16 protein-coding genes and 1 other RNA gene are annotated in these 23,440 nt (G+C 31.5%); 13 read left to right on the top strand and 4 right to left on the bottom strand.

Annotated elements, in window-relative coordinates:
- Positions 1–176: 176 nt before the first annotated feature.
- The 10 genes from PW52_RS13340 (at position 177) to PW52_RS13295 (ending at position 17,356) form a co-directional block, all read left to right on the top strand.
- The gene (locus PW52_RS13340; protein ID WP_044633465.1) at positions 177–743 is read left to right on the top strand and encodes an RNA polymerase sigma factor; all 567 of its coding nucleotides are present in this window, start codon (positions 177–179) and stop codon (positions 741–743) included.
- A gap of 184 nt (positions 744–927) precedes the next feature.
- Complete coding sequence (locus tag PW52_RS13335; protein WP_052823508.1) at positions 928–2,088, top strand: FecR family protein; 1,161 nt, start codon at positions 928–930, stop codon at positions 2,086–2,088.
- A gap of 158 nt (positions 2,089–2,246) precedes the next feature.
- On the top strand, positions 2,247–5,780 hold the full coding sequence (locus PW52_RS13330) for a SusC/RagA family TonB-linked outer membrane protein (RefSeq protein ID WP_240475187.1): 3,534 nt from the start codon (positions 2,247–2,249) through the stop codon (positions 5,778–5,780).
- Between the two features lie 9 nt (positions 5,781–5,789).
- Entirely contained in the window at positions 5,790–7,316 is a 1,527-nt protein-coding gene (locus PW52_RS13325; protein ID WP_044633463.1) for a RagB/SusD family nutrient uptake outer membrane protein, read from the top strand.
- Between the two features lie 169 nt (positions 7,317–7,485).
- Positions 7,486–8,868, top strand: coding sequence for a TlpA family protein disulfide reductase (locus tag PW52_RS17725; protein WP_052823507.1), 1,383 nt, complete (start codon positions 7,486–7,488; stop codon positions 8,866–8,868).
- Positions 8,869–8,966: 98 nt separating this feature from the next.
- Positions 8,967–10,172, top strand: coding sequence for a TlpA disulfide reductase family protein (locus PW52_RS13315; RefSeq protein ID WP_082050917.1), 1,206 nt, complete (start codon positions 8,967–8,969; stop codon positions 10,170–10,172).
- A 263-nt stretch (positions 10,173–10,435) separates the two neighbouring features.
- Positions 10,436–13,237 carry a M16 family metallopeptidase gene (locus PW52_RS13310; RefSeq protein WP_044633461.1) on the top strand — a complete coding sequence of 934 codons (2,802 nt, stop codon included), beginning with the start codon at positions 10,436–10,438 and terminating at the stop codon, positions 13,235–13,237.
- Positions 13,238–13,332: 95 nt separating this feature from the next.
- On the top strand, positions 13,333–13,794 hold the full coding sequence (locus PW52_RS13305) for a protein-disulfide reductase DsbD domain-containing protein (protein WP_044633460.1): 462 nt from the start codon (positions 13,333–13,335) through the stop codon (positions 13,792–13,794).
- 12 nt (positions 13,795–13,806) lie between these two features.
- Positions 13,807–15,813, top strand: coding sequence for a protein-disulfide reductase DsbD family protein (locus PW52_RS13300; protein ID WP_044633459.1), 2,007 nt, complete (start codon positions 13,807–13,809; stop codon positions 15,811–15,813).
- A gap of 43 nt (positions 15,814–15,856) precedes the next feature.
- A complete protein-coding gene (locus PW52_RS13295; protein ID WP_044633458.1) occupies positions 15,857–17,356 on the top strand; it encodes an aminotransferase class V-fold PLP-dependent enzyme in 1,500 nt (499 codons plus the stop codon).
- Here the strand turns inward: PW52_RS13295 and PW52_RS13290 are convergent.
- Positions 17,346–17,819: a hypothetical protein gene (locus PW52_RS13290; protein WP_165586778.1), complete on the bottom strand. Its 474-nt coding sequence runs from the start codon at positions 17,817–17,819 to the stop codon at positions 17,346–17,348. The genes PW52_RS13295 and PW52_RS13290 overlap by 11 nt on opposite strands.
- A 22-nt stretch (positions 17,820–17,841) precedes the next feature.
- The gene (locus PW52_RS13285) at positions 17,842–18,873 is read right to left on the bottom strand and encodes a glutaminyl-peptide cyclotransferase (RefSeq protein WP_044633456.1); all 1,032 of its coding nucleotides are present in this window, start codon (positions 18,871–18,873) and stop codon (positions 17,842–17,844) included.
- A gap of 88 nt (positions 18,874–18,961) precedes the next feature.
- Between PW52_RS13285 and ffs the strand changes: the two genes are divergently transcribed.
- Positions 18,962–19,060: signal recognition particle sRNA small type (gene ffs, locus PW52_RS17405), an RNA gene on the top strand.
- A gap of 56 nt (positions 19,061–19,116) precedes the next feature.
- Positions 19,117–19,917, top strand: coding sequence for an SDR family oxidoreductase (locus tag PW52_RS13280; RefSeq protein ID WP_044633455.1), 801 nt, complete (start codon positions 19,117–19,119; stop codon positions 19,915–19,917).
- Between the two features lie 4 nt (positions 19,918–19,921).
- Here PW52_RS13280 and PW52_RS13275 read toward each other — a convergent pair whose 3' ends face one another.
- Positions 19,922–21,337: a TlpA family protein disulfide reductase gene (locus tag PW52_RS13275; protein ID WP_044633454.1), complete on the bottom strand. Its 1,416-nt coding sequence runs from the start codon at positions 21,335–21,337 to the stop codon at positions 19,922–19,924.
- A 202-nt stretch (positions 21,338–21,539) separates the two neighbouring features.
- On the opposite strand from PW52_RS13275, the gene PW52_RS13270 reads away from it, so the two are divergent.
- Positions 21,540–23,159, top strand: a complete 1,620-nt coding sequence (locus PW52_RS13270; RefSeq protein WP_044633453.1) for an ABC-F family ATP-binding cassette domain-containing protein — start codon at positions 21,540–21,542, stop codon at positions 23,157–23,159.
- A gap of 15 nt (positions 23,160–23,174) precedes the next feature.
- On the opposite strand, the gene PW52_RS13265 is transcribed toward PW52_RS13270, so the two are convergent.
- Positions 23,175–23,408 carry a putative signal transducing protein gene (locus tag PW52_RS13265; RefSeq protein ID WP_044633452.1) on the bottom strand — a complete coding sequence of 78 codons (234 nt, stop codon included), beginning with the start codon at positions 23,406–23,408 and terminating at the stop codon, positions 23,175–23,177.
- Positions 23,409–23,440: the final 32 nt, after the last annotated feature.

Below are 23,440 nucleotides of genomic sequence, written 5' to 3'. Positions count from 1 at the left end.
TGATATTTGTCATATCTGATAAAAAATGGCCTCTTATAAACACCTTTAACATTTAAAAGTGCTTAAAATGAATTATCTTAAAGTTTAATGCTATTTTCTTTGTTTGTAGAAAGGCTCTGTAATTTTATCTAATTGTTTTATATTTCGAATAAATTGTTAGTTTTGGCTTTTTAGTTATGACTAATAATGATAAAGAAATATTAAAACGGCTTAAAAAGAGCGATAAAAGGGCATTCACCGAGCTTTATGAAAGCTATTGGAAACCTCTTTATATATCTTCTTATAACTTATTAAAAGATAAGGAACAATGTGAAGAAATTATACAAGATGTATTTGTCGATTTTTGGAATGCACGACACAAACTTCAAATTAAAATTTCTATAAAATCATATTTATACGCATGTGTTCGATACAAAGTTTTTAACGAGTTTAGGAAGAAAAAAATACAAAGAGTAGAATTGTTTGAAAATTTAAATGAAAGGTTTCAATATTCTACACCTGAAACTAAATTAATGCATGCAGAATTAGTTGAGCAAATAAATATTGTCGTAAAAACGCTACCTAAAAAATGTCAAGAAGTCTATTTATTAAGTAGAAATAAACAATTATCGCATAAAGAAATTGCTAATAAATTAGGTATATCAACTAAAACAGTGGAAAATCATATAACGTTGGCTTTAAGAATTTTAAGGGCTAATTTAGGTGGTTTAATTAGTATGGAATTAATTTTTCTTTTCTTATAGTAGCTATTATATATCTTTTAAGACTTTCGCTTTACTGGTTATTTTAATGCTAGTATTTCTTCTTATTGTTATTGATTTTTAATCATTTTTAAAAAAATATTAAATTATTATTGATTTTTTTTAGGGGGTATATAACGATATAGACACTATATAGGTATACCACTAAAGTTTAACGTTAAAAAACATGGATAACAACGCTATAAATAATAAGTTTTTTCAAAAATTAATTGAAAGATATTTAGAAGGAAAAACAACTGCCGACGAATTGAAATTACTTGTAAATTATTATGAGAGTTTTCAAAAAGATAACGAATGGGTTGAGGCTTTAGGACCAGAAAATATTATAAAAAAGCGAATGCTGATAAATATTTTGGATGCTATAAAAGATGAAGAAAATAAGCCGCTAAAAATTATAACATTATTTAAGAGTAATAAAATTAAATATGGGGTCGCTGCTTCAATGGCTGTTTTTATGATGTTGTATTTATTTCTGAATAATAACAAATCAAGCTCTAAGGTTACTAATAATGTAGTAAATACTAGTATTTCTAGTGGTACCAATAAAGCTACATTAACAACCGAGGATGGATCAAGTATAACGCTAGTGAAAGGTACAAATTATAAAAATAACCATGTCATTTGTAATGGAGAGGAATTAGTCTATGCTGAAAATAAAACAAATAATGAAATTGTATACAATTATTTAACTATTCCGAGAGGGGGACAATTTTTTATAAAGCTAGCTGATGGTACGCAAGTTTGGTTAAACTCAGAAACTAAGTTAAAATATCCAGTTTCTTTTGCAGAAGAAAGTCCTCGTAAAGTAGAATTGCTTTATGGTGAGGCTTATTTTGATGTATCACCAAGTACAGAGCACAATGGTGCAAAATTTATTGTAAATAACAATAACCATGAAATAGAAGTGTTGGGGACCGAATTTAATATTAAAGCTTACAGTAATGAGTCTATCGTTTCAACAACATTAGTAGAAGGAAAGGTAAGTATTAACTATCAAGGAAAAAAACACTTGTTATTACCAAACCAACAATCTGTTTTAAATAGAACTTCTAATATTTTAGAATTTAATGAGGTTGATGTTTATAAGGAAATTTCATGGAAAAGAGGTGTTTTTACTTTTGATAATAAAAATTTAAAGGAAATTATGACAGTACTTTCAAGATGGTATGATTTTGATGTTGAGTTTAAAAACAAAGAGGTTGAAAAAGAGGTGTTTATTGGGGCTTTAGGTAAAAATGATAAAATAGAGAACCTCCTGGAAAATTTAAAAGGTTTAGAAATAATTAATGGTTTCGAATTCCAAAATAAAAAAATAATTATAGAATAAAAAAAAAGGGAATAGGTTACAAACATTTGGCCGTGTTACACCTTATCCCTCTTATATGTATTAATTAAATGTATGTCTAACTAACACAAAGCAAATTTATGAAAATTAAATTAACTAACTTTCGTTTTCTCCTCCGAAAACGGTTACATCTATTCATTATGAGAATGATTACTTTCCTTTTGTGTACAGCGGTTTTTGGTTTAACGCCTAAAACGTCGCTTTCGCAAGAAAAAGTAATTATAAATCAAGACAAGTCAGTTTCGGTTGATGAAGTATTCAATGTCATTCAGCAACAAACCAATTATCATTTTGTTATTCCTAAAAAACTTTTTAAAAATGCACCAAAAATCACACTTAAAAAAGGTGAGATTTTGGTGATTAATTTGTTGAAAAAAGTCTTAGACAATAGTAATTTGAAGTTTACAGTTGACGATAATAACACTATTTTAATAAACAAAGTAGAGCCCCAATACAAAAGAAGACAACAAAAAGTCAAAGTTTCTGGTATGGTTACAGACGAAAGTGGTTTGCCGCTAGCGGGGGTTACTATTATTGAACAGGGAACTAATAATGGTGTAGCAACAGATTTTTCTGGTAAATACGAAATAGCAGTAAAAAGTAACGCTGTTTTAGAGTTTTCATATGTTGGCTTTAAAAAGAAAACTATTCTTGTTTCAGACTTAACATATTTTTCAAATGTAAATGTAACATTAAAAGAGAATGTAAATGCTTTAGATGAGGTTGTTGTTGTGTCATCTGGTTACCAGGAAATTTCTAAAGAAAGAGCAACAGGAGCTTATGTAGGAGTTAAAAAAGATCAAATTAATAAACCAGCGTCAAGTATTTCAGAAAGACTAATTGGAGCTGTTGCTGGTGTACAAAGTACTGTTGATGCAGACGGTACAGTTAATTTCCAAATTAGAGGTTTATCTAGTTTAGTAGCCGATGCCGACCCGTTAATTGTTCTCGACGGATTTCCTGTTGAAGGTGGGTTTGAAACTATAAATCCCAACGATGTAGAAAGTATTACAGTGTTAAAAGATGCTGCAGCTGCTTCTATTTGGGGAGCGCGAGCTTCCAATGGTGTTATTGTAGTAGCAACAAAAAAAGGAAAGAAAAAAGGCATGAATGTAACGGTGTCGTCTTTTCTGCGTACATCTAAGAAACTTGATTTAGATTATGTTTTAGCACGAGGTTCGAGTTCCGATTTTATAGCATATGAGCAAGCTGGGTTCGATACCAATTTTTTTGGTGATTTTTTTGGACCTCCTAGTATTGCTGCAACACAAGTGTCGTCACCTTTCTCTCAAGCTATTGTAGCCATGAACGAGGCAAGATTAGGTAGAATTACAGAGGCAGAACGAGATGCTACTTTGGCAACTTTAGCTGGTTTAGATAATTCTAAACAAATAAAAGATTATTTATTAGCAACACCTTTAACTACACAACATAATATTAATATTTCTGGTGGTAACGAAAAAATGACCAACAGTGTTTCGTTATTATTTGAAGACAAAAACAGCATGTTTATTGGAGATGATACGCAGGAATATCAAATTAATTTTAAAAATCAAACACAATTAGCAAAAAGGGTAAAGCTTGATTTTGCAACAATGTTACAATACTCCGATGCTACAACCAATTCGGGAGGTAATATGCTAAGCGTTATTAAAAGTTTAGCGCCCTGGGATATGCTTAAAAACGACGATGGTACATTAACAGATATGTCGTACTTAAATTATTATATGCCCAATTTTAACGAATTTGTCCCTGCAGAGCTTTTTCCATATTCCGATTGGTCTTATAACCCTATTACCGAAGTTGAAAATAGAGATTTAAGTACTAAACAAATAAACGCTCGTGTTAATGCAGGATTAACAGTAGATATTATAGAAGGTTTAAAAATATCATCTAAAATTCAATATGAGTTATTTAATACATCAAATAGAGATTATTATAACGATAAAACATTTGCCGTTAGAAAATTTATAAATGAAACTTCGGGACCAGAATGGAGAATTGGTGAAGAGCCTACTCAACTTGTTCCAAATGGAGGTATATTAAACCAGAGTTCAAGTGAAGTAAATGCCTATAATTGGAGAAATCAATTAAACTTTAATCGAACATTTAATCAAAAACATCATGTCGATCTTTTGTTAGGTAGCGAGATAAGTAATAGAACAGCTAAATCTACAATTAACCCAGCTTCTTTTGGTTATGATCCAGAAACTTTGGTGAGCTCAGATCTTTTAGAGGATAGAGATACACATCGTTTATGGAATAATTTACCAGCTATTTATGCAGGGTACTTTCATTCTTTTGGTTTATCATATCAGCATTTTTATAGCGAAACTACCACTAGACTTTTTTCTATATACGGAAATTTAGCTTATACTTTTGACGATAAATATGTGTTTACAGGAAGTTATAGAACAGATGCTGCTAACATAATATCGGAAAATCCAGCCTTAAGATATGACCCATTTTGGTCGGGAGGTTTTGGATGGCATGTTGGTAAAGAGAAATTTATGGAGCATGTTTCTTGGCTAGATAAATTGTATTTACGAACAACGTATGGCTCGGGCGGAAATATTATTCCAAGATCATCATTTACACCTATAATAAGTTTAGGAACTAGTTTAGATTTGGTTACCGATCAACTTACTGCAACAATTACCGATGAAGGAAATCCAGATCTTAGATGGGAAAGAACTAACAGTTTTAATATTGGTGCCGATTTTTCAACCTTTAAAGGAAAGTTGTACGGTAGTATTGATGTTTATAACAAAAAAGGAACAGATTTAATTGTAGATCAAGATATTTCTGGAGTTTTTGGAACAACATCCCAAAGATTGAATAAAGGACAAATGGTAAATAAAGGTATCGAGTTAAGTATTGGTGCTTCTATTCCAATTAAAAATAATGAGATTGTTTGGTCTGGAACTTTTAATTTTTCTCATAATGAAAATGAAATAACAGAATTTAATAAACTAGTTTATGGTTCTACCGAGTTATCAATAGGCCCAACATCGTCGTATGTTGAAGGTTATAATGCAAACGAGCTTTGGTCTTATGAATATGCAGGTTTATACGATTTTGGAGGAGGCGTTTTAGCACCAAGTGTTTATGGAGAAGATCAAGCCAATATAGATCTTAATTTAGGAGCAAGTGGTAATGCGTTAAATTTTATGGTTGCAGATGGTACAACAAATGCACCAACAATTTTAGGATTTAGAAATGCTTTTAAAATTTACGATTTTGATTTGTCGTTTATTTTAACGGCTAAATTTGGCCATGTTTTTAGAAGACAAGGGTTTAATTATAATGACCTTTCTGGAGGAAATACCTATGTAAACGAAAAATTTACCGAAGTGGCTAATGGCGATCCTAACGAAATTTTACCTTACCCAACAACAGGAGTACAAAGGTATTATTTCTATTCAGTTTATTATCCTTATTTGTCTTACTTAACGGCAGATGCTTCGCATATAAGATTTCAAGAGGTAAATCTTACTTATACGTTGCCAAATCAAATTACAAATAAACTTGGAATAAACTCGTTGAGCTTATTTGCGCAAGCAAATAACTTGGGTGTTATTTTATTTAACGAATATGGTGAAGACCCAGAATACCCGAAGGAAAGTATAAGGCCACAAGCGACCTACACATTTGGAATAAATTTAAACTTTTAAAAAAGCAAAATGAAAAAAGCATTTATATATATATTAGTGATTGCGATAGGAACTTTATTTAATAGTTGCGATGAGTTTTTAGAAGAAAGTCCATCTAAAACATCGGCTATTAGCCCAGATTCTCTGGAAGATTATGAAGCAATCTTAAATAATTACACACAGTTTTATAGAGAAGGTGTTTATCCCGCAATTTTTGGTACCGATGATTTTGGATTAATGACAGAGCTGCATGATAATGGCGGTTTATACAATACATACCATCCAATTTATGCAACTTGGGATAGTGAACTTGCTGCCGATGCCATAAACTCTGGTTGGTCTGGTGAATGGCGAAAAATTTTCATGGCTAATTTGGTTCTTGCTGGTATTGAAGACGTTGAAGGATCGGAAGAGGATAAGGCAAATATTATAGCCGAATGTCACTTTATTAGAGCATATAGTTATTTTGTTTTAGCCAATGTTTTTTGTTTACCAAATACAGAAGCAAATAGTCAAGAATTAGGTTTACCTGTTAAAGAAACAACAAGTTTCGATGAAAGCATTCAAAGAGCTAATCTCGAGGATACTTATAAATTAATAGAGTCCGATCTTCAAAAAGCCTTAGAAATAACTAGCGAATTTGGTGACGTTAACGACTTGAAATATTCTTGGAGAGCTAATACTGCAGCGGTTAACGGTTTTGCTGCCCGATATTATTTGTCTTTAAACGATTACGAAACGGCTCAATCTTACGCGCAAAAATCACTCGATGAATATAGTTTCTTAAGAAATTATAATACAGATATGCGATATTCAGATATCACTTACAACGTAACCATTTTTAACCCAGATGCTACTCAGGTAGAAATACTTTATCCGTATACGCGCGAATTGCAGAGTGCACATGACGATAGACTTGAGTTTGGAGAAATGTATTATTATAGAATGATGTATAATGGTAATTGGGCTTATTGGCCATCACAAGAATTACTTGACCTTTACGATCAAACTAATGATTTAAGATATAAGTATCATGTGGTAGAAGACTACTCCTACGATCGTGGAGCAACAAACCCACCGTATAGTTATCCGGGTTATGTGTTCTTTTTTAGAAGCGACCTTCCTAGTGGTCCATCGGTTTCAGAAATGTTACTTATAAAAGCAGAATGCCAAATAAGACAAGGTGTTTGGGCAGAAGGTTTAGAAACAGCTAATATTTTAAGAGCAGCAAGAATGAATGCAACAGCAGATGTAACCGAAATTAATTTAAGTGCATCGAGTCAACAAGAAGCGTTAATACAAATATTGGAAGAACGCCGAAGAGAATTGCCTTTCGTTCATAGATGGTATGATATTAGACGTTACAATAATAATTCAGATGCTACAGACGATGTAATAATGTCTAGAACATTTTATCCTTTTAATGCAAATATTATTTTAAGCGATGAAGAACCTGTTACCACTACTTTAGATATTAATTCTCGAAAATTTGCTTACCCAATTCCTAATGAAGAAATATTAATTTCTAAAGGTGCTTTAGAGCAAAATCAATATTAGTTTACATTATTAGAAAGACTTAAAATTCTTTTTTTAAGTCTTTCTAATATTCTTATGGCTTAAAAAGTTACACATATACACTTGTTTTAATTGTTTTGAATAGGTGAGGTGTGTGGCTAAATATGTCTTTTTGCGCCAACTTAATTTTCAAATAAATTTTAGCTTAAAAATGAAAAAAATAAAATTAGTACTACTTCTTATATTCGTAGTGGTATTGTCAGTATCATGTAATAAAAAAGTTCCTCAAACAAATAATGTAATTTTAAAGGGCATAATAAGTAATAAAAGTAACGGTTCATTAAAAATTAGTTCGAGTAGCGGTTTTTCTAAAACAATAAATTTTAAAGATTCCGTTCCGTTTACAGATACTCTAGCTGTAAAAGAAGGTTTATATTATATTCGTTTCGATAAAGGATATTCGCCAGTTTACTTAAAGCCAGGACATGTCATTTCTTTTGTTTCAGACATTCAACAACATGGTAAAGCTCCATTTTTTGCAGGCGATAATGCCAGTATAAATAACTATTATGCCAATAAATTTTTAGATATATATGCTTTTAAAGTTGAGCACGAAGCACATTATTCTTTAAATGAAAATGATTTCGTAAACCTAGTGAACGAGCTTCAATTAAATGCAGAAGCAAAACTTGAGGCTGTTGAAGGTATATCTGAAGCACTTCGAGAAAAAGAAAAACGAGCACTAAATTATCTAAGAATAAACAGAAAAAGTTTCTACGATAACTACCGTGCCTATTATACAAAAAATGATGAATTTAAATCAACCGAAAGCTTTAATAAAGAAGTTTTTGAATTGCCTTTAAATAATGTTGATGATTTTTTCTATTCTTCAGATTATAGTAGTTTGGTGAGTTATTTAATTCAAGAAGAAGCAGAAAAAAAGGTAAAAAAAGATTCAATAACTTATCCTGAAGCTCATTTACTTGTAGCTTCGAAATTAGAAGAAAATATTTCTAACCAAGTAATGTATAATGGTTTAAAGACTTATTTGCCTCGTGTTAAGGAAAAAAATCAGTTGGTAGATATGTACATGAAGTTGTCTACTAATAAATTGCACAAAGAAAAAATAAATCTTCTTTTTGATGAACTTCAATCGTTGAACCCTGGGAATCCTTCACCTGTATTTGTAGATTATCAAAACCATAAAGGCGGCAAAACATCGTTGGCAGATTTAAAAGGTAAATATGTTTATATCGATGTATGGGCAACTTGGTGTGCACCTTGTAAATACGAAATTCCGTTTTTAAAAAAAATAGAAGAAAAATATAAGGACAGAAATATTCATTTTGTAAGTATATCTGCAGATAAGCAAAAAGATAAAGAAAAATGGGTAAAAATGGTAAGCGACGAAAATCTATCCGGTATACAGTTAATTACAGATAATGGTTTTAATACATCGTTTATTAAAGACTTTAAAATAACAGGTATTCCACAATTTATTTTATTAGATCCAGAAGGAAATATAGTAGAAGCCAAAGCGCCAAGACCGTCTGATGATAAATTGATAAGCTTGTTCGAGGAATTAGGCGTTTAATTAAAGTAAAATGATAACCAGAAATTTTGCTGTATGGTGTTTCTAACACAATAACTTATGTGCCGTCGCACAACATCAATAAATAAATATTAAAACTAATGAATAAATTATTCTTTATAATAGTGTTAATGGTAACTGTTTGTTCTTGTAAAAAACAACCCAATACAATAATTAACGCAGATGGTTATACTATTTCAGGAAATATAAAGGGGCTTAGCAATGTTTATATTAAACTAACAAAGGCTGGATTTAAAGACAAATCGAAAATAGTAGTTTTAGATAGTACTAAAATTGTAAATGGTAAATTCGAATTTAACGGAAAAGTTAACCATCCAGATATGGTTAATTTAGTTGTAGAATCTAAATTTAGAACTAATTTCATAATCGAAAATAGTAATATAAAAATAGATATAGATCTTACCCAGAAACAAGAACGAAGTCCATATTTTAAATTTATAGTTACAGGTTCAAAAAGTCACGATTTATATCAAAAAGGGGACGCAGAATGTATGGCCGTGTTTAATAGTCCTAAGTATAAACAATTAGACAGTTTAAAAGCTCTATTGGCAAAAGCAAAAAAAGATACGTCCTACTTAGCAAAAGCACAAAAATTAAAAGTAGAACTTAGTCCTTTGTCTAAAGAAAGGTCTGAAAGTTATAAAAATAAAAAATATGATTTTGTGCGAAATAATCCAAGCGATCCATCTGCTGTATATATTTTAGGGTATTTTTATAGTGAAGTTAGAATGTCGGAAAAAGAATTAAAAGAATTCTATAACCTCTTTAAAGGCGATGCCCGTAAAACAGTTTTTTTTACATCGTATATAACTAAAGTTTATAAAGATTATTTTGAAAAACTAGGGGTTGGAAGCATTGCTCCAGACTTTACTTTAAATAATATTAATGGCGAGCCAGTTAGTCTTTCTAAAGTTAAAGCTAAATATAAATTAGTAGATTTTTGGGCGAGTTGGTGTATTCCTTGTAGAAAAGCTTTTCCTCATTTAATAGAGTTACGAAATAAATATAACAATGATGGTTTTGAGATTATAGGCATTGGTACTGCTGATGCTGAAGATAAATGGCTGAAAGCAATTAATGAAGATAAAACACCATGGATACATGTGCTAGATAAAAATGGTATAATTAATGGAGATTTAGCTGTGAAAAAAGGAGACGTTTCTAAAAATTATGGCGTTACATTTTTACCAACAACTTTTTTAATGGATAGTCAAGATAAGATTATCCTACGAAACCCAACCAAAAACGAATTAGACGCTAAACTAATAGAATTGTTTGGTCATTAATTATAATACCAAAGGGTTAAACAAAAGCCCTCATTTAATTGACTAGAATTAGCATATAAATTAGCGAGTTTTAGATTAGTTTTAATTTTAACATTTCATTAATAGTGGAATATGTTAATTTAAGCGTCTTATAAAATAGAACACAAAATAGAATTACACAGAATTAGAATTAGTCGCTCTAATTAAAAGCTTAAAAAAGAGCTGTGTTTTTACAGCTCTTTTAAGCTATAAAGAATAACAAAAATATAAAACATAAAATTTTCATGAAACTCTTAACTATTGCTCTAAGCTTTTTACTAACTTTTACGGTTACTTCACAGAACATTAATTTAAACGATCCGTTGCCAATTGATGCTTCAGTAAAAAAAGGCGTATTACCAAACGGTTTAACCTATTACATAAAAACTACCGATGTAGTTAAAGATGCCGCGAGTTATTATATTATTCAAAATGTAGGCTCAATATTAGAAAACGACAACCAACAAGGGTTAGCGCATTTTTTAGAGCATATGGCGTTTAACGGTACCGAGAGTTTTCCAGGTAAAGGTGTTTTAAATACATTGCAGAAGCATGGTGCAGTTTTTGGTAAAGATATTAACGCATATACAAGTTTCGATGAAACTGTTTACAACCTAAACAACATTCCAACTAAAGATGGTTTAGTAGATACTTGTTTAACAATTTTACACGATTGGTCTAACTACTTATTGTTAACCGAAGAAGAAATTGATGCCGAACGCGGCGTAATAAAAGAAGAATGGCGTACACGCCAAAACGGGCAAATGCGTTTGTTTAATACGAGTTTGCCAATTACTTTTAACCACTCTAAATATGCCGATAGAATGCCTATTGGTTTAATGAGTATTGTTGAAGGGTTTGATTATAAGGCCTTAAGAGATTTTTATCACGACTGGTACAGAACCGATTTACAGGCTATTGCTATAATTGGAGATGTAGATGTAAATGACGTTGAGCAAAAAATAATAGAAAAGTTTTCTAATATACCAGCTGTAGAAAACCCAATAGAGCGTTACGTAGTTGATATTCCAGAACATGATAATATGTTGTACAGTTTGGGTACAGATCCAGAAGTTTCAACAGCAAAAATTAGTTTCGGTATTCGTCATAAAAAATCAAGTGAAAGCCAAACTATAGCGCATTTAAAACGCAGTTTATTAGAATCTATGGCGGTTAGTTTATTATCCGAGCGCGTATCCGAGAAATCGCAAAAGCCAGAAGCTAATTTTTTGGCAGGTAGATTAGGGTATGGGCAAATGTCGCGCACGAGTAACTCATTTAGCGTTACTGTTTATCCTAAACCAAACGAGCAACAAAAGGCTTTTCAAGAAGTGCTTACCGAAGTTGTGCGTGCTGTAAAATTCGGTTATTTACAATCGGAAATCGACAGATCTATTGTTAAAATAAATACCGTTTATCAAAATCAAATAGCTAAATTGAACGATAGAAGTCATAGGCAAATAGAGCGCGATATTCAAAATAACTTTTTAAATAATTCAACAATTAGTGATGTTGAAAAAGAGTATGAAATAACGCAGGAAATATTAGCTTCAGTTACTCCAACCGATGTTCATAATACTATAAAACGATTGTACGCTAAGAAAAATAGATTTGTAAATATTACCGGAGTAGAATCTCATAACAATTTAACCGAGGCTCAAGTTGCAGAAATTATTAATCAAGTAGAAAATAATAATGCATTGCAACCATATAGTGAAGCGTTAGATGGAAAAACCTTAGTTTCCGATTTAAATATCATTTCTGGAACGATAACAAAAACTGTTGAAAACAAAGAAATAGGCGCTACTTCTTTTGTATTAAGTAATGGTATTAAAGTACATTATAAGTTTGTTGATAAACAGAAAGATAAAGTGGCATTAAACGCTTATAGTTACGGCGGGAAATCATTATTAAATAACGACGATTTGCCATCGGCTAATGTGTTAGGTGATTTAATTAGTATGTCGGGGCTGGGCGATTTTAATGCAACAGACTTACAAAAGGTGTTGGCGGGTAAAACAGCAAGTGTGCGTGTACGTTTAAATGATATTAGTGAAAACGTATCGGGCAGCTCAAACACTAAAGATGTAGAAACGATGCTTCAATTGGCTCATGTTTATTTTGTGAAACCTAGATTTGATGAAGAAGCTTTTAAAGTTTTACAAAGTAATATCGATAATTATTTAGTAAAAAGAAGTAAAGATATTGGTGAAAAAATGCGAGATAGTTTAACGGTGGCACTTTACGGAAAAACCAATCCGAAAGAGCGCATTTTTAACCAAGCTTATGCAAACGATATTAGCTTCGAAAAAATAAAAGAAATTTATAATTCACGTTTTGCCGATGCTTCAGATTTTGAATTTTTTATTGTAGGCGATGTTAAAGAAACGCAATTAAAACCATTGTTAGCACAATATTTAGCAAGTCTTCCTACCAAAAACATTAAAGAAACTTACAAGGATAACGACTCAGAATGGTTGTCAAATAAAATAGATGAAGATATTTATTTAAAAATGGAAGACCCAAAGGCGTCCGTAAATATTGTCTATAAAAAAGAAATGCCTTATTCAAAAAGCAACCAAATTTACACTAGTGTTTTAGGTGATATTTTGCAATTACGAATTACAGAAAGTATTCGTGAGGCCGAAGGAGGTGCTTATAGCCCAAGAGTGAGTGCTAATTTTTCAAGAGAACCAAAATCTCGAGCTCATGTGTCTTTTGCATTCGATTGTAATCCAGAAATGGCCGATAACTTAGTAAACATAGCAAAGGGTGAGCTTGAAAATATTGCGAATGGAATTATTAAAGATGAAGATTTAAATAAAACCAAAACGAACTTTATAAAAGAGCGCGAGCAAGCTAAAGATAGAAATGCATACGATATGAGTGTTTTATTTAATTATTTTAGACACGGTAGCAATATTAATAATCCTAAAAACTTTGAAAATATAGTTAATGGAATCAATAAAAAGCATATTCAAAAAATTGCAAAAATAATATTAGAAGACGGTCAATGGTACGAAATTGTTTTTAAACCAGAGCAATAAGTTAAATTTCCTAAAAATAGACATTAAAAAAGTGGTGAAATGTATAAGTTTGTTGCCACTTGTAAAAAGAATTATAATAGGTTAAAGCATATATTATGAAACATATTTCAATTAAAAACGTAATACTAATTTTAAGTATTGCATTTTGCTCAATAGGAAATGCACAAATATTAGAACCCGTAAAATGGTCTACAAGTGTTAAAAAAATATCAGATTCTGAGTACGAATTAATAGCAACAGCAACTATTGATCAAAATTGGCATTTATATTCTCAAAATGTGCCAGAAGGAGGTCCAATAGCTACAACTTTTACATTTAATAGTTCAAAAGATTATTTAAAAAAAGGAAATACTTCAGAAGAAAAAGGCCATACCGTTCACGATAAAATTTTCGATATGGAAATAAAATTTTTCGAGACACAAGCAGACTTTAAACAACGCGTTAAACTAAAATCGAAAGCACCATTTAAAATAAATGCGACTGTAGAATTTATGGTTTGCGACGACCGTCGATGCTTACCTCCAACAGAAGTAGATTTAATTTTTAATATCAAATAGTTTCCTTTAATAATGAAGAGAATTTTACTTGCCGTTACAGTGCTCATTTTTTCATCAACTTTATTTGCACAAGTTTTAGAGCCTGTTAAATGGTCAACTTCTGTTGAAAAAATATCAGATCAAGAATATGTTTTAGTGTCGAAAGCTACCATAGAAAGTGGTTGGCATTTATACTCACAAAATGTTCCAGAAAACGGGCCAATTCCAACATCGTTTATTTATGATGACGGCGCAGGAGCTATTCAAATTATTGGGAATACTTCAGAAGAAGAAGGGCATACGGTTGATGATCCTGTTTTTGAAATGAAAATTAAGTTTTTCGAAAACACAGCAACCTTCAAACAAAAAATAGAGGTAAAAGAGACAGTAGAAACTATTGAAGGTTTTGTTGAATTTATGGTCTGCGATGACACCCGTTGTTTACCACCGACCGAAGTTGATTTGGTTTTTAATTTAAATAATGCTTCGGCGGCAAGCGATTCAGCGTCAATTTCAGGAGCTAAAACAGCAGCCACATCTATTGCGACGTCAGTAGCTTCATCAGTAACAAATAATAATGCTGAACCTAAAAAAGGACTCTGGACCATTTTCTTTGTGGCTTTTTTATCAGGTTTTGCAGCTTTGCTTACACCATGTGTTTTTCCAATGATTCCTATGACGGTGAGTTTCTTTACAAAACAAAGTAAAAACAAAGCCGTTGGTATTAAAAATGCAATTATTTATGGTATTTGCATCATTGTAATCTATGTGTTATTAGGTACTGCCGTAACTGGAATTTTTGGAGCCGACGCATTAAACGCCTTAGCAACAAATGTTTGGTTTAATATTATTTTCTTTTTACTACTTGTAATATTTGCAGTTTCATTTTTAGGAGCATTCGAAATTATGTTACCTAATTCATGGGCAAATAAAGTCGATTCGCAAGCAGATAGAGGCGGTTTAGTAGGCATCTTTTTTATGGCCTTAGCTTTGGCTATTGTATCGTTTTCATGTACAGGACCAATAGTTGGTACATTGTTGGTTGAAGCAGCATCAAAAGGAGGTTTAGCGCCAATTATTGGTATGCTAGGTTTCTCATTAGCAATAGCGTTACCATTTGCATTATTTGCTGCTTTCCCAGGTTGGTTAAACTCATTACCAAAGTCTGGTGGCTGGTTAAATACTGTTAAAGTTGTTTTAGGATTTTTAGAGTTAGCCTTAGCCTTTAAATTTTTATCGCAAGCCGATTTAGTTTTGCAAGCTCATTTATTAGAACGTGAGGTGTTTTTAGCTATTTGGATTGCTATTTTTGGCGCATTAGCTTTTTATCTTTTTGGTAAAATTCAATTACCTCACGATTCACCATTAACCCATATTTCTGTTGGCAGATTAGGACTCGGTTTAATAGTTCTATCATTTACCATTTATATGATTCCTGGTTTATGGGGCGCACCTTTAAATTTAATTAGTGCGTTTCCGCCACCGTTAGAGTATAGCGAATCGCCTTATGGTGTTGGTTACACAAAAGTAGGCGGAGGCGCTATGGTCGCAGCTCATAGTGAGTTACCAGATGGTGCTCATTTATTAGCACCGCACGATATTTTGGCCTTTAATGATTACGATAAAGGATTGGCTTATGCAAAAGAAGTAGGTAAACCTGTTATGATAGATTTTACAGGTTGGGCTTGTGTAAATTGCAGAAAAATGGAACAAAATGTATGGCCTAAACCAGAGGTTTTAAACATACTTAAAAACGATGTAGTTTTAATTTCGTTGTATGTAGATGATAAACGTCCGTTGGAGGCCAATGAGGTTACCGAATCTAAATTACGTCCTGGAAAACAATTGAAGTATATAGGGCAAAAATGGAGTGAATTACAAACTATAAAGTATAAGGCAAACTCACAACCGTTCTATGTGCTTATGGATCATGACGAGGAAAATTTAGTCGATCCGGTAGGCTATACACCAGATGTTGAAGCTTATAAAAATTGGTTGGAAACGGGGCTAAATGTATTTAGTTCGAAATCAGATAAATAATATCTAACTTTATTTAAATGATTTTTTTAATGATTAATCTATTATGTTTTTAAAAAAAAATAAAAAAGCCGAAACATTGAGTTTAGAACAATATTTCTCGAAATTTAGAGAACATGTTATTGGTGTAGATTCTTTTTTTGATTCGCCTTACGGAAGAAAAAAAATAATTTATGCTGATTGGACCGCAAGCGGAAGACTGTATCGCCCAATAGAAGATAAATTGGTAAACGATATAGGGCCGTTTGTTGCAAATACGCACACCGAAACTTCAATAACGGGTTCTACCATGACTTTGGCTTATCATGACGCTAGAAACATAATTAAGAAACACGTTAATGCATCTAAAGACGATGTTTTAATAACTGTTGGTACTGGAATGACGGGAGCAATCAACAAGTTTCAACGTATATTAGGGATAAAATTAAATGAAAATTTAAAAGATAATACCGAAGTCCCAGAAGAAAAACGCCCTATTATTTTTGTGTCGCATATGGAGCATCATTCCAACCAAACAAGTTGGCTAGAAACCATTGCTAGAGTTAAAGTAATACCTTGTAACGACGAAGGTTTACCTTGCATAGATAATCTTGAACGATTATTAGTTGAGCATCAAAATACACCAATTAAAATAGCTGCTATAACGGCTTGTTCTAATGTTACTGGTATTCAAACTAATTATCATGAAGTCGCGAAAATAATGCATCAAAATAACGGGTTGTGTTTTGTGGATTTTGCATGTTCTGCACCTTATGTTAACATCAATATGCATCCAGAAAATGAAGAGGAATATATAGACGCTGTTACGTTTTCTCCACATAAATTTTTAGGCGGACCAGGTACTTCAGGCGTATTAATATTCAATAAAAAATTATATAAAAATCTTGTGCCCGATAATCCGGGAGGAGGCACTGTAAATTACACCAACCCTTGGGGCGATCATGATTATATTGATGATATTGAAACGCGAGAAGATGGCGGTACACCAGGATTTTTACAAGCTATAAAAATTGCACTTTCTATTCAATTAAAAGAGGCGATGGGTGTAGAAAATATTTTAGCCAGAGAGCACGAAATTAACGATTTGGTTTTTCAGAAATTGTCTAAAATTAATAACCTAAATATTCTTGCTCCTAACAATAAAGAAAGACTCGGAGTATTTTCGTTTTATTTAGAAGATGTACATTTTAATTTAATAGTGAAGCTTTTAAACGATCGTTTTGGAGTGCAAACGCGTGGTGGTTGTTCTTGTGCTGGAACTTACGGACATTATTTGTTGCATGTAGACCAAAACACATCAAAAGCTATAGAACAAAAAATATTAGAAGGTTGTTTAATTGAACGTCCAGGTTGGATTAGAATGTCTGTACACCCAACCATGACGAATGCCGAAATAGAGTTTATTTGCGATGCTATTAAACAAGTTGCCGAAAATTATAAAATTTGGGGTGAAGATTATACTTATAACGCTACTAAAAACGAGTATATACACAACAGTAATTTAAATACTGAACAAAAAATTACCGAAAATTGGTTTAAAGTTTAGTGCTTTTATATTTATTGTATTTTCTAAGAATTAAATCTATTTCTTTCTTTTCAGATTCAAGTGATTTAAGTGGTTTTGTATAATTCGAAAGACTTATAAATCCTAGTTTTACAAATGCAGAACCGAAAAGTAAAACTAAAATAGCTAACTTAAAATAATGATAACCAGATCTGGAATAATCTCGGGTGTTTGCTTCAATTAATAAATAGTAACTTTTTAAAATTACAAATAGACCGATAATAATTAATAGTGCAAATTTTATGTAGGCTACTATTTTACCTTTTCGAGCTATTTTTATGTCACTATTTAAGGATTTATAGGAATTATTAAAAGCTTCAGTAAATTTTATATTCGGACAAAATTCTATAAAATCCGGCTTTTTATTAGTTAATCCACAAGTAATTCCATGTTTCAAACTCCTTTTACTATGCTCGCATAAATTGCAATGTCTGGTTTGAAGCATGAGTTAAGTTATTCGGTTTTAACTATTCTATAATTTCAACTTCAAATAATTTATCCCAACGTTTTCCTGTTACAAAAATAGTATTGGTTTTAGGGTTATAGGCAATACCGTTTAAAACATCTAAACCATCGTGTTGGGTTACTAGTTTTTTTAACGGAGAAAAGTCAATAACAGCTTCAATAGCACCGTTTACAGGATTAATAATGGCAACACCATCTTTTTGGTAACGATTGGCATAAATTTTACCGTTTATCCATTCCATTTCATTAATTCCAACAATTTTACCTTTGTTGGTGTATACTTGTATAAAACTTTCTTCCTCAAGGGTTTCTGGGTTTAGTAACCAAATTTTTTCGCTTCCATCACTTTTATATAAAGTAGTATCGTTGTTGCATAAACCCCAACCTTCTTTACTATTTCCGTATTTAAAGCTGCTTAGTTTTTCAAAAGTATCAACATTATAAACAAAACCAGTGCCTTTTTGCCACGTAAGTTGGTACACTTTATTGTTTAATATGGTTAAGCCTTCACCAAAGTATTCGTTAGCTAAGTTTATATTCTTTATAACTTCACCAGTTTTATAGTCAACTTTACGTAGCTTCGATTCTTTGTATTGCCCTGTACTTTCATAAAGTGTATCATTAAAAAACTCTAAACCTTGAGTGTATGAGGTAATATCATGCGGATACTCGTTAACTATTTTGTACTTGTAAACTTTTGGTAATTCACTATTTAAAATAGTTAGGGGCGAGGTTATGCTTTGTTTTTCACCATCAAAATAAACGGTACCCTCAATAGTTTGTTTTCCTAATTTAAAATCTTTTAAAAGGGTACTCGCAGTAATTTTTGTGCCATTTAAAGTATAGCTTACCGAATCAATATTGATGTTTTTTTTGTTTTCTAGTGATAATTTTAGCGTTTCATTATTCGAAATATTGCCTTTTTTAGCATTGGTTTCAATAGAAAAGTACCTTTTTTTATTGCCAGAATTCGATCCGCAAGACGATAAAATAAGGCATAAAATAATGATTGTTAGGTGATTGAAGCGCATCATGTTTCTCTTTAAATTTAAAGCAAGATATTTATTTAAAATCGGTTAAAAAAATCATTGTGATAATTTTAAAACATTGTATATTTGCAGCCGGCAAGTCCTACACAACCAGCTCCTGTTGAATCCTCCAGGTCGGGAACGAAGCAAAGGTAAATGGTCGTAGCGGTGTGATGTAGGTAGCTTGCCTTTTTTTATGCCCAATTGTAAGTATTTCTTTCTTATCTTTAAGCTATAAATTTTTATTAAATGTCTAAAGTTGTTTTAATTACAGGTGGTTCTTCTGGAATTGGAAAAGCCATTGGCGAGTTTTTATTAGAAAATAATTACGTGGTTTACGGAACCAGTAGAAGCCCAGAAAAATACAAAAAAAGTAAGTTTCCTATTTTGCAGCTAGACGTTAAAAGTTTGAGTACTATTAACAGTTGTATAGCCCAAGTAATTGAGAAAGAAAATAAAATTGATGTTCTAATCAACAATGCGGGTGTTGGTATTACGGGACCCATAGAAGAAGTACCTGAAGCTGAAATACGAAATAATTTTGATACTAACTTTTTTGGACCAATAAACGTTATTAAAGCGGTTTTACCACAAATGCGAGAGCAGAATTCGGGTTTAATTATAAATGTGACATCGATTGCTGGTTATATGGGATTGCCTTACAGGGGCGTTTATAGTGCAAGTAAAGGAGCTTTTTCTTTAATTACTGAAGCTTTTAGAATAGAACTAAAAGATTTTAATATAAAAATGGCCAATTTGGCTCCTGGAGATTTTGCTACAAATATAGCTGCAGGGCGTTATCATGCACCAGCTTTAAAAACTTCGCCTTATAAATTATATCCATCAGTTTTACAAAATATTGATGATGATGTAGATAATAGCGACGATCCTATTGAAGTAGCTAAAGCTGTTAAACAAATTATTGAGAATAAATCTCCAAAAATTCATTATAAAGTAGGAGCCTTTATGCAGAAATTTTCAATAGTACTTAAATTTTTACTTCCAGATAAAGCTTACGAAAAGCTTTTAATTAAGCATTATAAATTATAAGGTTTTACCTGTTAATTAACCCTAATAACTCTTTTTCGAATCTAAAAGAAAACAAGTTAGAGTTGCTGCTTACAATGGTGTTGTTTTTATCAACTATAAAGGTTTTTGTAACCGGGTAAATAGCCAAACTTTCTTTAGCAGACCCAGGGTTTTGTAATTTGTATTCGTTATTCGAAATGTAATTGTGGTTTTCAAGTATATTTTTTGAACGCTGTAAATTATAATCATCAATATTAATTCGAATAAAATTAATTTCAGGATATTTTAATTTAAGCTCTTTTATTCTTTTATAACTATCGTTAAAATGTTTATAATACGCTTGCGACCAAAAACATATCACAGTATTTTTTTTAATTATAGATGAAATATCGTGATTATGTTGCTTGTAATCTGTTACCGTAAATTCTGGTATTTTTTCACCCGTTTTTAAACGATTAATAGATGCGTTAATTCGCTCCATAATAACTTTACCTTTATCGTCTTTACTTTTATTTAAATACGATTTTAGCAAAACTTCATTATCTTCAATATTTTGATTTTTCGAAAGATAATCAATAGCAAAATGGTATAGCAATTCGTCTTTTATTGTTGGGTCGCTTACTAAACTATCAATAATGTTTAATCGTGCTAAATTATAGCAAAGTTCTTTATGTTTAAAGGGTTTGTCTTGGCTGTGTTTTGCATGTGCTTGTAAAGCCAAATTACTTACATTTTTTCTTAAAAATGCTTTGTAGTTATGGTATTTACTAAAAAACTCGTCGTTATAATTTATGTTTTTTCTATAGTCGTAAAAATGCTCAGGTAACGAATTTAGTATGGCAACTTTATCGCGGCCATAATGTATAAACGGGTACATTTCTTTATGCGAATAGTAATCAAAATCAATATTAGCCTGTGCAATTTTCGAGAATAATTTTGAGGGCTTGTGTTTTTTCTTAAAAAGCTCTAAATGGTTAGTTTTTAATGCTTTTATAGAATCGATATGTTTAATGTAGTTTTCTGGTTTTAATTGGCAAATTTTAAAGATATACTTTTCTTGCTTTTCGTGCTCTAAAAACTCGTTAATAAAATAGTTGTTTTTTTTCTTGCCTATGCCAGAGAAAACTAACGATTCGTCGAACTCAATAGTATTTAGTCTTAAAAGCAAACTATCCTGAGGTTCCAATAATATCATTTGAAACTCGCCACCATGAGTAAACGAGTAAAAACCAGGATCGAGGTTATCTATTTTATAAATAAAACGGTTTCTACCGTCAAGTTTAATAGTATCAATTAATTTTTCATCTTTTTCTAAAACTATAAAGTTGGTATTTGGGTTTATAATTTCACCTCCAATATAAGCGTAATTGACATCTTTATTGATGTTCTTACAGCTTAAAAAAGTAAAAGTTAAAATTATTATTGAGAGAAACCACTTCATAAATCCACTTCGAGAGTAATTTGTTTTTAAAATTAATTTGCTAACAAAAATATAGTATGTAATTAAAAACTCTTGTTAATGCGTTGTTAAATATTAGCCAATTAAAATATTGGTATTTAGTTAGAATCTGCTAAAATTAGATGAAACTAAGTTTCAACAAACCAATACATTTTTCTACTTTTGCAAAAAATTAAATAAGTATATGTTATCAGTTTCTAATCTTTCAGTTCAATTTGGTAAGCGCATTCTTTTCGATGAAGTAAATACAACTTTTACAAGCGGTAATTGTTATGGTATTATTGGAGCTAATGGTTCTGGGAAATCTACCTTTTTAAAAATTCTTTCAGGAAAAATGGAGGCCACTTCTGGGCAGGTGCATTTAGAGGCTGGTAAACGTATGTCGGTTTTAGAGCAAAACCATAACTTATACGATGAGCATACTGTATTAGAAACTGTTTTAATGGGAAATAAGCCGCTCTTTAAAATTAAAACTGAAATTGATGCTCTTTATGCCGATTACTCGGATGAAAATGCCGATAGAATAGGAGAGCTTCAGGTAGAATTTGAAGAAATGAATGGTTGGAATGCCGATAGTGATGCTGCAGCTATGTTATCTAATTTAGGTATAAAGGAAGAATCTCATTATGCTTTAATGAACGATTTAGATGGGAAGCAAAAAGTAAGAGTATTATTAGCTCAAGCCTTATTTGGTAGTCCAGATGTATTAATTATGGATGAGCCTACCAACGATTTAGATTATGAAACTATTTCATGGCTAGAAAATTTTTTAGCAAACTACGACAAATGTGTTATAGTAGTGTCGCATGACCGTCACTTTTTAGATGCCGTTTGTACACATATTTCTGATATTGATTTTGGAAAAATCAATCATTACTCTGGTAATTATACATTTTGGTACGAATCTTCGCAATTAGCAGCTCGCCAACGTGCACAGCAAAACAAAAAAGCCGAAGAGAAAAAGAAAGAATTAGAAGAATTTATTCGTCGTTTCTCTGCTAACGTTGCAAAAAGTAAACAAGCAACTAGTAGAAAAAAGATGATTGATAAGCTTAATATTGAAGATATAAGGCCAACTAGTCGCCGTTACCCAGCTATTATTTTTGAACGTGAGCGGGAAGCAGGAGATCAAATTTTAAATATTGAAGGATTAGAAGCATCAATTGATGGTGAATTACTATTTAAGAACATAGATTTAAACCTTCAAAAAGGAGATAAAGTAGTGGTGTTTTCTAGAGATTCCAGAGCAACTACGGCATTTTATCAAATTATAAATGATAAGGAAAAAGCCGATTCTGGAAAATTTGCTTGGGGTGTAACAACTACCCAATCGTATTTACCTTTAGATAATAGTGAATATTTTGAAAATGACTTAAGTTTAGTAGATTGGTTACGCCAATGGGCAAAAACCGAAGAAGAACGAGAAGAAGTTTATATTCGTGGATTTTTAGGTAAAATGATTTTTAGTGGAGAAGAAGCCCTAAAAAAATCAAACGTACTTTCCGGTGGAGAAAAAGTACGTTGTATGCTAAGTAGAATGATGATGGTAAGAGCTAATGTTTTGATGTTAGATGAACCAACTAACCACCTTGATCTTGAAAGTATAACCGCCTTTAATAACTCATTAAAAAACTTTAAAGGCACTGTTTTATTTACCACACACGATCATGAGTTTGCACAAACAGTAGCAAACCGTGTAATTGAATTAACACCAAGTGGTATTATAGATCGTTACACTACTTTTGATGAGTATATGCAGGACAAAAAAATAAAAGAATTACGCGATAAAATGTATAGCGTATAGCGTAGCGTTTAAAATTTAATCTTGAAATTCTTCTGAAGCAATTTTTTCAACGGTTAAAACTGCACGATCTAATTCATCTTTGTGTACATGAATTTCTTGAAAACCAAGTATTGAGGAACCAAAACCGGCTAATCGACCAGATTCTGATTCATCTTTAATTACGGCACAAATGTTTTCTTTTTCTAATTCGCTAAAAATGCGTTGCACATCGATAAAATTTCCGGAAAATACTTTAATGTAGTTTGACATGACGTTTAGTTTTAATTGGGTTTCCTTTAAAT

Source organism: Neotamlana sedimentorum (assembly GCF_000943565.1).
GTDB classification, from domain to species: domain Bacteria; phylum Bacteroidota; class Bacteroidia; order Flavobacteriales; family Flavobacteriaceae; genus Neotamlana; species Neotamlana sedimentorum.
This window is presented reverse-complemented; position numbering and strand designations above follow the sequence as displayed.